The 16,058-nt window shown below is 72.2% G+C and carries 11 protein-coding genes; 6 read left to right on the forward strand and 5 right to left on the reverse strand.

Annotated elements, in window-relative coordinates; translation table 11 throughout:
• Positions 1-109 precede the first annotated feature (109 nt).
• The 3 genes from lysA (at position 110) to OG884_RS24255 (ending at position 3,890) form a co-directional block, all read left to right on the forward strand.
• Positions 110-1,492, forward strand: coding sequence for a diaminopimelate decarboxylase (gene lysA / locus OG884_RS24245; RefSeq protein ID WP_326636468.1), 1,383 nt, complete (start codon positions 110-112; stop codon positions 1,490-1,492).
• A 60-nt stretch (positions 1,493-1,552) separates the two neighbouring features.
• A complete protein-coding gene (locus tag OG884_RS24250) occupies positions 1,553-2,845 on the forward strand; it encodes a homoserine dehydrogenase (RefSeq protein WP_326636470.1) in 1,293 nt (430 codons plus the stop codon).
• Between the two features lie 238 nt (positions 2,846-3,083).
• The gene (locus tag OG884_RS24255) at positions 3,084-3,890 is read left to right on the forward strand and encodes a polysaccharide deacetylase family protein (RefSeq protein ID WP_326636471.1); all 807 of its coding nucleotides are present in this window, start codon (positions 3,084-3,086) and stop codon (positions 3,888-3,890) included.
• Between the two features lie 158 nt (positions 3,891-4,048).
• On the opposite strand, the gene OG884_RS24260 is transcribed toward OG884_RS24255, so the two are convergent.
• Genes OG884_RS24260 through OG884_RS24275 form a run of 4 tightly spaced genes read right to left on the reverse strand, consistent with a single transcriptional unit; the run spans position 4,049 to position 10,020 of the window.
• A complete protein-coding gene (locus OG884_RS24260) occupies positions 4,049-5,785 on the reverse strand; it encodes a glycosyltransferase (RefSeq protein WP_326636473.1) in 1,737 nt (578 codons plus the stop codon).
• A 58-nt stretch (positions 5,786-5,843) separates the two neighbouring features.
• Positions 5,844-7,766, reverse strand: a complete 1,923-nt coding sequence (locus OG884_RS24265; protein ID WP_326636475.1) for a glycosyltransferase family 2 protein — start codon at positions 7,764-7,766, stop codon at positions 5,844-5,846.
• A complete protein-coding gene (locus OG884_RS24270) occupies positions 7,766-9,550 on the reverse strand; it encodes a glycosyltransferase (protein ID WP_326636477.1) in 1,785 nt (594 codons plus the stop codon). Before OG884_RS24270 ends, OG884_RS24265 begins: the two co-directional genes overlap by 1 nt.
• Complete coding sequence (locus OG884_RS24275) at positions 9,547-10,020, reverse strand: hypothetical protein (RefSeq protein WP_326636478.1); 474 nt, start codon at positions 10,018-10,020, stop codon at positions 9,547-9,549. Before OG884_RS24275 ends, OG884_RS24270 begins: the two co-directional genes overlap by 4 nt.
• A gap of 211 nt (positions 10,021-10,231) precedes the next feature.
• On the opposite strand from OG884_RS24275, the gene OG884_RS24280 reads away from it, so the two are divergent.
• Both OG884_RS24280 and OG884_RS24285 read left to right on the forward strand, forming a co-directional pair.
• Positions 10,232-11,371, forward strand: a complete 1,140-nt coding sequence (locus OG884_RS24280) for a glycosyltransferase (RefSeq protein ID WP_326636481.1) — start codon at positions 10,232-10,234, stop codon at positions 11,369-11,371.
• A complete protein-coding gene (locus OG884_RS24285; protein ID WP_326636482.1) occupies positions 11,368-13,116 on the forward strand; it encodes a glycosyltransferase in 1,749 nt (582 codons plus the stop codon). Before OG884_RS24280 ends, OG884_RS24285 begins: the two co-directional genes overlap by 4 nt.
• Positions 13,117-13,160: 44 nt before the next feature.
• Here OG884_RS24285 and OG884_RS24290 read toward each other — a convergent pair whose 3' ends face one another.
• Positions 13,161-14,732 (reverse strand): glycosyltransferase, encoded by a 1,572-nt coding sequence (locus tag OG884_RS24290; RefSeq protein ID WP_326636485.1) that lies wholly within the window; start codon positions 14,730-14,732, stop codon positions 13,161-13,163.
• Positions 14,733-14,967: 235 nt separating this feature from the next.
• Between OG884_RS24290 and thrC the strand changes: the two genes are divergently transcribed.
• Positions 14,968-16,026: a threonine synthase gene (thrC, locus tag OG884_RS24295; RefSeq protein ID WP_326636487.1), complete on the forward strand. Its 1,059-nt coding sequence runs from the start codon at positions 14,968-14,970 to the stop codon at positions 16,024-16,026.
• Positions 16,027-16,058: the final 32 nt, after the last annotated feature.

Here is a 16,058-nt window from a genome sequence, read left to right on the forward strand (position 1 = left end):
TCGCGAAAGTGGTCAATAACGTAAAAAATTCGCGTATTCGAGGGTGGCCGCGTCTCGATAGGTGGGCAATCGTCTCAGGGGGATCACCGGGTCCGATAGCCTCGATCGGGTGAGTCGATTCGCCCATCCCGCCGGTGACCGGCATGCCGAAGTGCTGCCCGAGGAGCGCCCTCCGCACGCACCCGCCGACCTGAACACGCTCGACCCGACCATCTGGCCGCGAACGTCGAGCCGCGCCGACGGCTCGATCACGGTCGGCGGCGTGGACGTCAGGGACCTGGTCGCCGAGCACGGCACCCCGCTCTACGTGGTGGACGAGGAGGATTTCCGCTCCCGTTGCCGCGACTACGCGAGCGCCTTCTCCGGGGGCGAGGTCCATTACGCCGGCAAGGCGTTCCTGTGCCGCGAGGTCGCCCGCTGGATCATGCAGGAGGGCCTCGGCCTCGACGTGTGCAGCGCCGGCGAGCTCGCCGTCGCGCTCAGCGTCGGGTTCCCGCCCGAGCGGATCACCATGCACGGCAACAACAAGTCGCTCGCCGAGCTGGAGAGGGCCGTCGAGACCGGTGTCGGGCACATCGTGGCCGACTCCTTCGAGGAGATCGCCCGCCTGGGCTTCCTCGCCGACAAGCACGGCAGGCGCCCTCGGGTGATGATCCGGGTCACCGTGGGTGTCGAGGCCCACACCCACGAGTTCATCGCGACGGCCCACGACGACCAGAAGTTCGGCTTCTCGCTGAGCTCCGGCGCGGCGGCCGAGGCGGCCAGGCGGATCCTCGCCCTGCCCCAGCTGGAGCTCGTCGGCCTGCACTCCCACATCGGCTCCCAGATCACCGACACAGCCGGGTTCGAGGTGGCCGCGGCACGTCTGGCCAAGCTCCTGGTGCAGATCAAGGACGAGCACGACGTCGTGCTGCCCGAGCTCGACCTCGGCGGCGGCTACGGCATCCCGTACGTCGACGGTGACACGGCACCCGACGTCAAGGAGATCGCCGACAGCCTTCGGGAGATCGTCAGCAAGGTGGCCAGGGGCGCCGGCCTGCCGGTGCCCAAGCTCACCGTCGAACCGGGCAGGGCCATCGCCGGACGCGCGGGGGTGACGCTCTACGAGGTCGGCACGATCAAGGACGTCGAGGGGCTGCGCACCTACGTCAGCGTCGACGGCGGCATGAGCGACAACCTCCGCACCGCCCTCTACGGGGCCGAATACACCGCGCGCCTGGCCTCCAGGGAGAGCGCCGCCGAGCCGATGCTCTCCCGTATGGTCGGCAAGCACTGCGAGAGCGGCGACATCGTCGTGCGGGACCTGTGGCTCCCCGCCGACCTGGCCACCGGCGACCTGATCGCCGTCGCGGGCACCGGCGCCTACTGCCGCTCGCTCGTCAACAACTACAACTACCTCCCCAAGCCCGCCGTGGTCGCGGTCAAGGACGGGGTGTCCCGCGTGATCGTCCGTCGGGAGACCGAGGACGACCTGCTGAGAGGACAGCTGTGAAACGACCAGGAGCGGCCGAGAAACCCGTGCGTGGCGTGGGCGAGAGGGGAGCGTGATCGTATGGCGCTGAAAGTCGCGCTTCTGGGATGCGGAGTCGTCGGCTCCCAGGTGGTCAGGCTCCTGCACGAGCAGGCCGACGACCTCGCCGCCCGTATCGGGGCACCGCTGGAGCTGGCCGGGGTCGCCGTGCGGCGCCTGGGCCGCAGGCGGGACGCCGACGTGGACCCCGCCCTGCTCACCACCGACGCCGAGGCCCTGGTCGCCCGAGACGACATCGACATCGTCATCGAGGTGATCGGTGGAATCGAGCCGGCCAGGGCGCTCATCCTGGCCGCGCTGAACAGCGGCAAGTCCGTCGTCACGGCCAACAAGGCGCTGCTCGCCGAGGACGGCGCGACGATCCACGCCGCGGCCAGGGCCGGCAACGCCGACCTCTACTTCGAGGCGGCCGTCGCGGGTGCGATCCCGCTGGTCCGCCCGCTGCGCGAGTCGCTCGCCGGGGATCACGTCCATCGCGTGCTCGGCATCGTCAACGGCACCACCAACTACATCCTCGACAAGATGGACTCCAGTGGAGCCTCGTTCTCCGACGCGCTGGGGGAGGCCCAGGCGCTGGGCTACGCCGAGGCGGACCCCACCGCCGACGTGGAGGGTTTCGACGCCGCGGCCAAGGCCGCGATCCTCGCCGGGATCGCCTTCCACAGCCGGGTGACGGCCGCCGACGTGCACCGCGAGGGCATCACCGAGATCACCGCGACGGACGTGGCCAGCGCGAAGGCGATGGGCTACGTCATCAAGCTGCTGGCGATCTGTGCCCGCTCGGAGGACGGCAGGTCGTTCGGCGTACGGGTCCATCCGGCCATGATCCCCAGGACGCACCCGCTGGCGGGGGTCCGCGAGGCGTACAACGCGGTGTTCGTCGAGGCGCGGTCCGCCGGTCAGCTCATGTTCTACGGCGCGGGCGCCGGCGGCGCACCGACCGCGAGCGCGGTGCTGGGCGACATCGTGGCGGTGGCCCGCAACGTGCTGGCGGGCACCCGGGGCCCGGAGGAGTCCACCTACGCGGACCTGACCGTGCACCCGATGGGCGAGACCGTCACGCGCTACCACGTCTCGCTGGACGTCGCCGACAAGCCCGGTGTGCTCGCCCGGGTCGCCGACATGTTCGCCAAGCAGGACGTCTCCATCCAGACCGTTCGTCAGGAGGGGCACGGCGCGGACGCCCAGCTCGTGCTGGTCACCCACCGGGCCGGCGACGCCGCGCTCTCGGCCACCATCGAGGGCCTGCGCGAGCTGGACATCGTCCGCGACGTGGTGAGCGTCATGCGGGTGGAGGGCGAGGAGACTCCGTAGCGCGGTGACCGCCGCTCCGGCCGGGTGAACCTTCCCGGCACACGCCCCCGGGACTTCGATGATCGGCACCGCCCGGTGAGTCTGCCGCAAAGCTCTTTGCGGCAGACTCACCGGGCGGTGCCATGCCGGGTCGGTATCGGGTTCCTGGGGATTTGATAACGGATAATTCGGTGGTCTCTATAGGCTTATATGGTGTTTTTTTACGCTTTATTTGCTATTCCGGGAAGGAGAGCCCACCGTGAAGATCTTTCGTCGGGTGGCTGTGTTCTCCACGGCGCTGGCCATCGCGATGGCGCCGGGACCGGTCGCTCACGCGAAGACCGCGAAACCCTCGAAGAAGGCCGGGACCGTCGTCTCGCTCACCTTCGACGACGGTGACTCCACACACCTGGCCGTGGCCCGCATGCTGGAGAGACACGGCATGCGTGGAACGTTCTACGTCAACACCGACACCATCGGCGGCGAGCTCAAGCTGACCCGGCGCCGGCTCGCCGCGATAGCCGAGAAGGGCCACGAGATCGGCGGTCACACGCTGACCCACGTCCGCCTCACCGAGCTGACCCGGAGCGAGCAGGAGGGGCAGATCTGCGACGACCGCTCCAGGCTGGTGGCGTGGGGGTACCGGCCGGCCACCCTCGCCTACCCGTTCGGCGCGGTCGACGCCGACGCCAAGGCGGTGGCGAGGCGGTGCGGCTACGACGCGGCCCGCTCGGTCGGAGGGCTCAGGGAGTGGGGGTGCCCCGGCTGCCCGGCGAGCGAGACCATGCGCCCGAGGGACCGCTACGAGATCCGCACGCCCGGCTCCGTCCGTGAGGACACCCTGCTGCGACACATGAAACAGCAGGTCCTCAACGCGGAGAAGGGCGGTGGCGGCCTGGTTCCGCTGGTGTTCCATCGCGTCTGCGACCGCTGCGGGCTCTACTCGGTGGCTCCCGAACGCCTGAACGGGTTCCTCGACTGGCTGGCGGCCCGCAAGTCCCGCGGCACCGTCGTGAAGACACTGCAAAGCGCCGTCGGCGCCCGCTACCGCCCCCTGCCCGGCTGAGCGGCGACCCGGGCGCGGTCAGGACCCCTCGGATCCGCGGAGGGCCGGGCAGGAGGACCGGGCCGGAGGGTCGTCGCCCGGCATCGGCGCGGGGTGGGCCGTCGCCCGGAAACGGCGCGGGGTGGGCCGTCGCCCGGAAACGGCACGGGTGAGGGCGGTCAGGAGCCCCCGGTGAGCCTGCGGAGGCCGCGGGCGGCGCGGCCGAGCAGGGAACGCTGCCGGGCCTGGCGCAGGGCGACCGCCTCCAGGCGGCGCTGCTCGGCCTTCTCCTTCCACCTGACGGTGTCGCGGTGGCCCTTGGCGGCCACGGCACGCAACTCCTTGAGCTCGGCCTTGAGCTTGGCGACCTGCCGCTGGGCCCGCTCGGCCTCCCGCGCGCGCGACTCGGCCGCCGCGCGCCAGCGCACGGCCTCCCGGTTGCGGTTCGTGGCCCAGTAGGGGTAGGCGCGCGCCGCCGGCCGCAGCCGCCAGGACTCCGCGTCCAGCCAGGTCGCGCCGTGCAGGTCGGCGATCACGTCGTCGAGCGACTCGCCCTCGCGGGCCACGCGCCCAGCCCTCGCGACGGAGGAGGTCCGCTCCAGACGGGCGGCCAGGACTCCGGACTCGTCCTCGTCCAGCGCCACGAGCAGCAGGCCCTCGTCGTCCTGCTCCGCCCGCTCGACCAGCATGGCCACGGACTCCGTCCCCGGTACCCATCCGGCCGGGCAGACGAGCCGGAACGGCGCGGGCGCCGAGGTCACCGGGACCCGCTCGGCGAAGGAGACACGGCCGTCGTGGGCGTACTGGCCGCGCAGCAGCCGCAGGTCGAGCAGCGGGTCGTCCAGCGGGGCGCGACGCTCGCCTTCCAGTGACGCCCACGGCCCGGTCAGGGTGACGTGCACGTCGGGCAGGCTGCCGGCCAGTGCCCCGTCGACGCTCGCCCTGACATCCTCGAAACAGGCGCCTTGGGCATCCACCACCACGTCGACGTAGGGGACCAGCCACTGCCGGCCCGCGTCGGTGCGCAGATGGCGCCGGTAGGGGACCCGGTCGGCGATGAACGGGTCGTTGTGCCGCCTGACGTCCGCGGGCCTGCGCATGGCGGTCGTCGTGCCCAGGTGCCAGCTCAGCGCCTCGGCGTCAGGGACGAACACCGCGCCCGTCTGGGTGAGCCGGTAGCCGAGCTCGGTGTCCTCGCCGAGCGTCAGGGAGGTGTCCAGCCCTCCGGCCTCCCTCAGCAGGGCGGCCGGCAGCGAGACCGTCGCGCCCACGTGGACGCGGTGCAGCAGCGAGCTGGGCGCGTCGCGGAAGCCGCGGTGGGCGGTGACGAGCTCGCCGATCCAGTCGTGCCCGTGCTCGGGGTCCTCGGTGAAGAGGGAGTCCGCCCTGTCCTTGGAAACGGCGATCTGGACCTCGGCGGGGGTGGGCGGGGTGCCCGCCAGGGGGGTGAAGCGCAGCGTCCCCAGCACCACCAGGTAGCCGGCCAGGTGGTGCCAGCGCATGTGCGCCTCGACGTGCTCCCGGTAGGAGACGATGTCGGCGTCCATCCGGTGGATCACCTCGCCGTCCGCGACGGCGGTGCCGGCCTCCAGGGCCCAGGCGATGCCCCGGCGGCCGGGGGTGCCGACGACGATCCGGGTGTGCTCGGGAGCGATCTCGGGGAGCCGGAGCGGGGGCGCGCTGCCGTCGTCCACGACGATCACCTCAAGGAGGTGCGTGGGATAGGTCTGCGCGGCGAGCGCGGCCAGCGTGAGATCGAGCCGGTCCTGCCCTCCCCTGGCGGGGATCACCACGCTCACCGGCAGGTGCGGTTCCCACGCGCCGAGGACGGGCGCCGGCAGCACCCCGTAGTCGTTTCCGGGAATCCGCGGCGCGGCGGCCTGGACCGGAACCCGCGGCGGGTACGGCGCGTTCACGGTCTCTCCGGCAGAGGCCTGCGGCGGGTACGGTGCCTCCCGAGGGGGTGCGGCGCGTTCACGGCGCCTCCGGGGGGAGTTCCATGAGCGCGCTCGGCCGGAAGCCGCGCCACTGGCGCTTGTTGCGTCGCAGGAACGTGCCGATCGGCTCGCGCCAGGTGTGGTCGGCGACGTTGCCGCGCCGCAGGATGTAACCCAGGCCCTGGGTGCGGTAGATCTGCCCGCCGGCGGCCTGCACGGCGTGCTGGAACTGGGCGTCGATCGTGCCGGGCAGGGGACGGAAGCCGCCCACGGCCTCGAAGGCGGAGCGTTCGGCGAAGATGGTCCCTCCGGCGATGAAGTTGGTGATCTGCTCGGTGACCTGCTCTCGGTGGACGGTCACCCCGATCGAGGCGAGGTAGACGAACTCCGGGACCATGCCCACCACCTGGGCCCCCGAGTAGGAGTGGGCCAGCAGCAGGTCGGAGACGAAGTCGGGCCCGTACCAGTCGTCGTCGTCCATCTTCAGCAGGAACGATCCCGACGCCCTGGCCGCGGCCTCGTTCAGCACGGCCCCGAACACGGCCTCCCCGCCCGCCTCGAACACGGTGACCGGCCGCTCGAAGGAGGCCAGCGCCTCGGCCACGCCGGGATGCGTCGCCGGGATGCCGTGCAGGGCGAGGATCACCTCGAACTCGGCGCCGCGCTGCCTGGACAGCTGCTCCAGCGCGAAGCCCACCATCTCCGGGCGGCGGGTGGCGAGCAGCACCGACACCGGCGGAGAGGGCGCCGCGGGGGCGCCGAGCTGTTCCCAGCGGGCGCGGACGCCGTGGGTGCGCAGCGCCTCGCGGCGCAGCCGGATGCTGTGCTCCTCGCGCTCCAGGTCGTCCTTGAGCGCGGTCTCGCCGACCGAGGTGATCAGAGCGGCCAGCTCGGGGCCGAGGGCGCCCGCCCAGCGCGGCACGGCCTCACAGACCAGCGGTACCCCGGCCGCGGCCAGCCCCGTGACGACCCGCAGCGCGGCCACCGGGCCGCTGTGGCCGCGCCGCCAGTCCACCCGTACCCCTCTGACCTGCCTGATCCGGTTGACGTCCACGTCCGTGACGGCGCCGGAGGCTCCGAAGGCGGTGAGGATCCCGCCCCCGCAGGTGATCGCCCAGCGGTCGGATTCCACGGACAGGTCGGCCATACCGAGGGACGGAACGGTGACGAAGCCCATGGGGTTGACCGAGCGGTCGTCGACCGGGGGGATGGTCCGGGGTTCCGACAGGTCGCCGAGGCCGGCCTGGAGGATCCTGCCACCGCCGGGGCGGCCGAGCCGCTCCCAGCTCATCAGCTCGGCGACCGGGCGGTCCGCCGGGTTCTCGCCGCCGGACCAGGGGGGCGGCTCCTCGCCGACCGCACGCACGACCAGGTCGGCGCCACGGGCGCCGAACCTGTCGGGGACCGGTCCCGTCGGGGAGGACGGGGCCGCGTTGGGGTCGCCGGGACGCCAGTGGACCGCTCCGGGGCCGGCCAGACCGGCGACGGGTGCGGCGACGGCGTCCATCCGGTGTCCCGCGAACGCCCTGGCGGTCGCGGCGAGCGTCCGCCCGGCGGGTGCCGGTTTGGAAAACCGCGCCTCGATCACCCAGGCGGGCTGCTCCGGCTGGTGGACACGGAGTTCGACGAGCGACCGCCAGCGGTGGGCGGGGGTGGGCGAAGGCACCGGCGCGGTGTACCAGTGCGGTGTCTCCTCCACCGCGACGACCACCCGCGTGGCCATGGCCAGCAGTGACTGCAGGCTCGCGGCCCTGCGGAGGTCGGTCGGCGTGCGGGCGAGCACCAGGATCTCCGCGGCGCCCTCCTCTGCGCGAGGGATGCCGTCGAGGTCGCCGTCGAGGTCCATCGCCCCGTACGACTCCAGCTCGCCGAGTGCCTCGAAGCCCGCGCAGTAGACGAGGACGCGCCGCTTGCCGTTCCGCTCCCTGGCGGTGCGTACAAGATCGATCAGAGGGGACATCAGCCGCTCTTCCCGCGAGGCGTGGCCGTCCGCCGCCTGGCCGTCGAGATGATCCCGCCCAGGGGACCGCGCCGCCGCTCCTCCCGCAGGCGCCCGGCCTCCTCCCGCAGGCGCCCGGCCTCCTCCCGCAGGCGCCCGGCCTCCTCCCGCAGGCGCTCGGTTTCGGCGCGGAGGCTTTCCACCTCGCCCCGCAGCCGTTCCGCCTCGCGCTTCCACCTGGTGCCCTCGGCCCGCCACTTCGCGGGGTCCCCGGCGACGGGCTCCGCCTCCCCGGCGGTCGTCACGCCGAACTCGGCGGCGCTCACCCACAGGGAGCCGAACAGCTCGTGGACGACACCGTCGATGTCGATGTCGATGTCGATGTCGATGTCGATGTCGCTGTCGATGTCGTCGCCGGTGTCACTGCCGATGTCACCGTCGGGGGCGTCTCCGGTCACCAGTGCGGCCCTGGCGAAGGCGGCGGTGCGTTCGAACCTGGCCGCCCTGACCCCGGTGGCCCCCTCGTCGAGCACAGCGCTCAGCAGCCCGTACCCCTCGCGCTCGGCGAGTTCGACCAGCTCGGCCAGGCTGCCGGCACCGAGCGCCCACCCGGCGGGGAAGGTGAGGCGGAACGGCGCGGGTGCCGAGCCCGAGGGCGCCTCCTCGGCGAAGGAGACGCGTGGCTCGTGGACGTACAGGTTGTGCACCAGGCGCAGATCGAGCAGCGGCTCGTCGAGGGAGGAGTGGCGTCCGGCGGGGAGCCGCGCCCAGGGCCCGACCACGGTGACGGCGACGTCGACGAGGGTGCCCGCGAGCGCGGCGTCCACGCTCACCCGCACGTCCTCGTAGCAGGCGCCGCGGGCGTCGACGACGACGTGCACGTACGGCACCAGCCAGTTCCTACGCGGGTGGGTGCGCAGCCAGCGCAGATCGGGGATGAGGTCGGGCAGCACCGACCAGTTGTGCCGGTGCACCTCCTTCTCCCTGAGCATGACCGTGGACGGGCCGAGGTGCCAGCCTCGGGCCTGCGGGTCGGGGATGAAGACCGCGCCCGCCTGCGCGAGGCGGAAGCCGAGATCGGTGTCCTCGCCCATGTTCAGCGTGGTGTTCACGCCGCCGACGGAGCGGAGCAGCGCCACGGGGACCGACGTGCTGGCCCCCGAGTGGAGCCGGTAGGCCCCGGCGCCCGCGTCCCGCAGCCACCGGGTCTCCTCCAGCACGGTCGCCCGCCACCCGTGCGGCGCGGACTCGTCGAACAGCTTCTCCGCGTCCCCGGACTCCACGGCCGAGAGGACCTCCCCGGCGCGGGGCCCGGCCCCGTCGGGGGTGAAGCGGACGTCGCCCATCACGACGGCGTAGCGGACGAGGTGGTGCCAGCGCATGTGCGCCTCGACGTGCTCCCGGTTGAGGATCATGTCGGAGTCGACCCAGTGCAGGACGTCGCCGCCCGCCGCGGCGGCACCGGTCTGGCGGGCCCAGCCCCGTCCCCAGCGGCCTTCCGGCACCCGGACGAGGCGGGTATCGGCCGGGGTGATCTCGGGGACGCGCAGCGGCGGGTCGCTGCCGTCGTCGACGACGACCACTTCCATCAGGTGCGCGGGGTAGGTCTGCGCGGCGAGGGAGGCGAGCGTGCGGTCCAGCGCCTCCTGGCAGTCGTGCGCCGGGATCACCACGCTCACCCCGAGCCTGGGTTCCCATCGGCCCAGGTCGGGCGGGAGCAGTGACCCGTAGTCGTTCTGCCTGACCCCGGCGCGCGGGACGCCGGTCCGGGCGGCCTGGCCGTCGCCGTGCCCGGCCCCGCTCACGCCTCTCCCTCCGGGGCGGCCCTTTCGGTCCTGGCCTCCACCGCGGCCAGGCGCGGCAGCAGGTCGTGGACCATCTCCTCCATCTCCTGGCGCTGCGGTATGGAGACCAGCCGGTCCTCGCCCAGGGAGACCAGGATCGCCTGCAGGTCCTCGTCCCGCTTGTGCTCGTGCTTCCTGAGCAGTTCGACGATCTCGTCCAGTCGCCGGTCCAGCCGCTCGGTCGCGGCCTTAACCGTGGTCATCTCCGCTTCGTAGCGCTTGATGCGGTTGTCGATCCGCAGGGCCTTGCCGTCGACCCTGCGCACTGTCGCGATCGCCGGCATCTGGACGGCGAACACCGTCGCGATCGCGCCGAGCACGATGGCCGCCGTGACCGAGATGACATCGGTGCCCGCGAGCAGCGCCAGCGCGATCAGAACCACCGGACCGATGGTCGCCGCCAGAAGCGTCAGTTTTCGGGGCGTGGGCATCCGCGCTTACCTTCCGTGCCGCTCTGTCGTTACCTGTCATTGAGGGGGGATAAATGAGGCTATCTGCTCTTCAAGTGCGAATACGTCGATGAATAGGAAATTCCAAGGTTCCTGTGACCTGTGTGACAGTTGTGAATGATTGAAGGTGATCACATAAGCCAAGTGGGAAGTGCAGTGAGAAGGGATCTTCCTGCCTCGCTATCCTTCGGTCGTGCCCGCTCAGCCGATCTCCCTCTCCCCGCCCTTTCTCACCACACCGGCGGGTTTCCTGCGCTCGGCGGCAGGGGAGACGGCCGAGCTGTCCTGGACGGGTGAGGGCTGGCTGGCGGCCGGCTCGCCGCTCGGTGACCGGCCGGACACCGAGGAGATCACCCGCCTGCGCCCGCTGCGGGGACTGGCCGTCCGGTGGCCCGCCTCCGAGGTGCCCCTCGGCGCGGTCACCGGCCTGGCCGCGGCCGGGGTGCCGCTGTACGCCGCAGTCTCGCCGGGCTGGGTGGACCCCGAACTGGCCCGCCTGCTCGCGGCCTGGGCGCCGGAGGAGGACGACGGCGGAGGTCTCCGGTCGGTGACCGCACTGCGCAGGGAGGAGCACAGCGTGCGGCTACGCCGCCACGGGCTCCGAGACCAGGCCGGGACGGGCCGGACGGAGACGGCACCGCCCACGGTCAGCGTCGTGATGTCCAGCATGCGGCCGCACCTGCTGGGCTCCGCGCTCGGCCAGATCGCCGGGCAGCGCCGGGTGCGGGTCGAGGTCCTGCTGGGCCTGCACGGGGTCCCCGCCGCACACGAGGATGTCCGGCGGGCGCTGCGTGAGTGCGCCCTGCCCGTCACGGTGGTCGAGGCCGGAGAGGAGACCCCCTTCGGGGAGGTGCTCAACCTGGCCGCGTCCAGGGCGGGCGGCGACTATCTCACCAAGTGGGACGACGACGACTGGTACGGCCCCGAGCACCTGGCCGACCTGCTGCTCGCCCGCTCCTACGCCGGAGCGGACATCGTCGGCACCGCGGCCGAGTTCTTCTATCTGGAGCCGCTGAACACCACGGTCCGCCGTACCGACTACATCAGCGAGACCTGGTCCGAGCACGTCGCCGGAGGCACGATCCTGCTTCCCGGGGACACCTTCAGAGACGCGGGAGGCTTCCCCCCGCTGTCCCGGGGGGTCGACGCCGGGCTGCTGAAGGCCGCGCACGCCGCGGGGGCACGCGTCTACCGCACCCACGGCCTGGGCTACGTGCTGCGGCGCTCGGTCGGCGCCGAGCACACCTGGCGGCTCTCCCTCGCCCACTTCCTGCGCGTCGCGTCGAACCAGTGGCATGGCTTCCGCCCGAGCCTGATCCTGGAAGCACGATGACGGCGCGGATCGCCGGTAACGACTACCGGAGCCTCACACCGCCCGCCCTGGGCGCCTGGACGCCCTCGCTCCGGGTGAGCATCGTCGTTCCCGCCTATGGTGACCAGGAGAAACTCGACCTGACACTCGCGGGGCTGGCCGTGCAGACCTACCCGGCCGCGCTGATCGAGGTCATCGTGGTCGACAACGGCAGCAGCCCGCCGCTGCGCCTGCCCGAACTCCGCCCGGAGGGCACCAGCCTGATCATCTGCCCGGTCCCCGGTCGAGCCCACGCCCGCAACGCGGGTCTGTCGGCCGCCACCGGTGACGTGATCCACTGGCTCGACTCCGACGTGGTCCTCGACCGCAGGTCGGTCGAGGCGCACATGCGCTGGCACCACGAAGCCCCGTACCTGGCGGTCACCGGTTACCTGCGTTTCACTCCGGCCCGGTTGCCCGCCCCCGAGGCGGTGGCCGCCGCCGACGACCTGGCCAGGCTCTTCGAGCCCGCGGAGCCGCACGCCTGGCTGGTCGACCTCGTCGAGCGCACCGACGGCCTCACCGCCAACCCGCGCCGCGCGTTCAGCCTGCACGTCGGTGGCGCGACATCGGTCAACGCCGCGCTGCTCGCCGCCGCCGGGCCGATGGACACCGACCTGATCCTCGGCCAGGACACCGAGATGGGCTACCGGCTCGCCCAGGCGGGCGCCGTCTTTGTCCCCGAGCCGCTGTCGCGCGCCTTCCACCTGGGCCCGACCATGCGCATGCGCGGCAAGGCCCCGATCGACCGGGTCAGCCACGCGTTCGTGGCCGACCGGATCCCCGCCTACCGCTGGCTCCGCTCCCATCCGAGCAGGCAGTGGAAGGTGCCGTACGTGGAGGTGGTCGTCGAGCCCGGGGGGAGGACGGGGCAGGAAGATCCCGGATACTCCTACGACGAGGTCCGCGCCACGGTCGACGCCGTCCTCGCGGGCACCGTGCCCGACGTCGCGGTCACCCTCACCGGCCCGTGGAAGCGCATCGGGGCCGAGGGGCGCGCTCCCCTGAAGGATCCCGACCTGGATCTGGTGCTGATCCGCGGCCACTACGCCCACGAGCCCAGGGTCCGCTTCGCCGACGAGGACCCCGCCACCCAAGCTCCATCCGAAGCCTCCCCGCGGTCGAGCTCGGCCGGCCTGGCGGTTCCCTACCGGCTCAGGCTGCCCGCCGGGTGGGTGCCCGGCGACGACACTCTGGCCCGCCTGCTCGACCTGGCCGGGGACGACGGCTACGGCCTGGTCTCGGTGCTGCTGGCCGAGGGGGGAGCGGAGGGGGGACAGGACGGTGCGGCCGACAGGCTCGGAGCGGGCCCGGAGCGGGTGATCGTCGCGGCACGGCTGGAGCGTACCGCCGCGTTCGCGCGCGCCGCGATCGTGCTGGAGGAGGGAGAGGACCTCGACGACGCCGTGGAGGACACCTTCGGCGTGATCTGGGTGGACGGCGAGACCTACGGCTTCGCGTCCGAGGCCCGCCACATCAGCGGCCGCCGCGGCGCCCACCGGGCCAGGATCGAGGCCGAGGCCGAGGTGGCCCGCCTCACCAGGGAGACCGAGCGGCTCCGCGGCCAGGTGACCAGATGGCGTGACGAGGCGGGCCGCTGGCGCAGGAGCGCGGTCGAGCTGCGGCGCGAGGTCGGCACCCTGCGCAGGGAACTGGCCGCCGCCAGGAAGGTCGTCCAGTACGGGCTGCTGTCCTCGGTCAAACGGGCCATCACCCGCCGCCGCTGACCACTGCCGCCCCCTCCGGCCTGACCGGCGGGAACCGCGCGGTTTCAGCTCCTGAGGACGGTACGGAGCCTGCCGAGGAGGGACACGAGCCCGCCCTGGACCTGGCGCCGCTGGACCTGCCCCGCCGCGGGCGGCGCGGATTCCCGCTCCGGAGCCGGGGCCGGAACCCGCTCCTGGGCCGAGGCGGCGGCCTGGGCGGCGGTCGAGGCCGTGGGCGCCGTCTCGACCGGCCAGAACTCCGGCCGGTCGCCGCGCCGCACACCGTGGGTGGTCATGATCGAGGCGGCGACGGCGGCGACATCGTCCGCGCCGAGCAGCCTCGCCCGGCCCAGCGCCTCGGTCCGCTCCAGCGTCGCCTCGCCGTCGCCACCGAGATCGACGACGAGCATGCCGGAACGGTCGTCCTGCATGGCGCCGATCATCCGCTCCAGGGAGTCATGTCCCAGCGGGACCGAGACCGGACCCGTGTAGCGGAACGGGATCGGGGCGGGGGTGCCGGAGACCTCGTCGGCGAACCGCACCCGCTCGTCGTGCGCGAAGTGCTCGCGCAGCAGTCGCAGGTCGAACAGGGGATCGTCCAGCACCGGCCGGCGGTCCGCGGACAGCTTCGACCAGGGAGCGACCAGGGTGACGACCACGTCGCCGAGCGACCCGTCGAGCGCCGCGCCCACCGCCTCGCGCACCTGTCCTCCCGGCTCGTCGACGTGGAGCACCACCTCCACGTACGGAACCAGCCAGTGGCGGCCCCGGTCCTTACGCAGGTCGCGGCGGAGCGGCACCCGGTGGGCCAGGTAGGGGGCGACGATCTGTACCGCCCGCTGCCGGTTGCGGCGCTGGGCGGGAAGTCCCAGGTGTACGGCCTGTGCCGTCATGTCGGGGATGAAGACCACGCCGTGCGCGGCCAGCCGGTAGGCGAACTCGGTGTCCTCGCCCCGCAGCACCTCCGTGTCCACTCCGTCCACAGCCCGGAAGATCTCGCGCCGCATGGACACCGTCGGCCCCGTGCACACGTGGTAGGGGTTACGGCTGGCCCGCAGGCCGTTGGTCCGGGAGATCGTCTGCTCGGTGGAGCTGGGCAGGGCGCTCGCCAGGTCGAAGACGGACTCCAGCCGGCCCGCCAGCACGCCGTCGTGCACCTGGGCCGCGGTCAGCGACGGTTCCTCGATGAACCTCTTCGCGCCGATCGTGACCAGGTAACCGGCCAGATGGTGCCATCGGGCCAGCGCCTCGATGTGCTCGCGGCAGACGACCATGTCGGCGTCGAGGCGCTGGATGATCCGCCCGTCGGCGAGGGCGGCGCCGGTGTTCACCGCGTGGGCGATGCCCCAGCCCGAGGTGCCGGTGGTCACGATCCTGGTGCTCCGCGGGACGATCTCCGGCAGCCGCAGCGGAGATTCGCTGCCGTCGTCGACCACGATCACCTCCATGAGGTGGTCCGGGTAGGTCTGCGCCGCCAGGGAGGCAAGGGTCAGATCGAGCCTGTGCTGCCCGCCACGGGCCGGGATGATCACGCTGACCGAGAGTTCCGGATCCCACGCGCCGAGCGCGGGCGGATCCAGGGGGGAGTAGTCGTTGTGCCGGATCGGTGGCAGGTCCGCCGCCGTGCCGCCCGTCATGATGTGGCACCCCTTGTCTGGTTCGTTGCCTGTCATGTGTCTGGCCTGTCGCTTGTCAAGGCCTGTCAAGCTCCGCAGACCATACCGGCCCATTCTTAGGGTTTCCTGTAGGCAGGACGCCCCAGGTGTCCATTCGGTGGACAGTGCATCCCAAGGTCGAACAGGTTGCCCGTAGACTCTTTTCAACACCGCAGGTAGCACGCGCACGGATTGGCCGCGCGCGGGAGGAGCAATCATGACCAGGGCGTGGCGTGGCCTCATCGAGGAGTACCGTGACCGACTTCCGGTGACCACGGCGACGCCCGTCGTCACGCTCCTGGAGGGCGGCACCCCGCTCGTTCCGGCGAACCGGGTGTCGGCGCTGACCGGCTGCGAGGTCTACCTGAAGGTCGAGGGCCTCAACCCGACCGGAAGTTTCAAGGACCGTGGCATGACCATGGCCATCAGCAAGGCCGTCGAAGACGGGGCGAAGGCGGTCATCTGCGCCTCCACCGGCAACACCAGCGCCTCCGCCGCCGCCTACGCGGTCCGCGCGGGCCTGACCTGCGCCGTTCTGGTGCCCCGCGGCAAGATCGCGATGGGCAAGCTGGCTCAGGCACTGGTCCACGGGGCCCGGCTGCTCCAGGTCGAGGGCTCCTTCGACGACTGCCTGGAGATGACCAGGAAGCTCTCGGAGAACTACCCGATCGCGCTGGTCAACTCGGTGAACCCGTTCCGGCTCCAGGGCCAGAAGACCGCCGCCTTCGAGATCGTCGACGCGCTCGGGGACGCTCCCGACATCCACTGCATCCCGGTCGGCAACGCGGGCAACATCTCGGCGTACTGGATGGGTTACACCGAGTACGCGGGCGACGGCGTCGCGACGAGGACGCCCCGCATGTTCGGCTTCCAGGCCAGCGGCGCCGCGCCGATCGTCAACGGTGCGCCGGTTACCCACCCGCACACGATCGCCACCGCGATCCGCATCGGCAACCCCGCCTCGTGGCAGCTCGCCGAGGCCGCCCGCGACGAGTCCGGCGGCGTCATCCAGGCCGTCACCGACCGTCAGATCGCCGCCGCGTACAAGCTGCTCGCCCAGGAGGAGGGCGTGTTCGTCGAACTTGCCTCCGCCGCCAGCGTGGCGGGCCTCCTCCAGGCCCACAGCCAGGGTCTGGTCGAGCCCGGGCAACGCATCGTGTGCACGGTGACCGGAAACGGCCTCAAGGACCCCGACTGGGCCATCTCGGGCGCTCCCACCCCGGTGACGATCCCGATCGACGCGCACGCCGCGGCCGTCGCCCTCGAACTCGCCTAGGCTCCATCCCGCGGGTCTTGCCGTGGCGAGGA

The organism is Streptosporangium sp. NBC_01755, from assembly GCF_035917995.1.
Taxonomy (GTDB): domain Bacteria; phylum Actinomycetota; class Actinomycetes; order Streptosporangiales; family Streptosporangiaceae; genus Streptosporangium.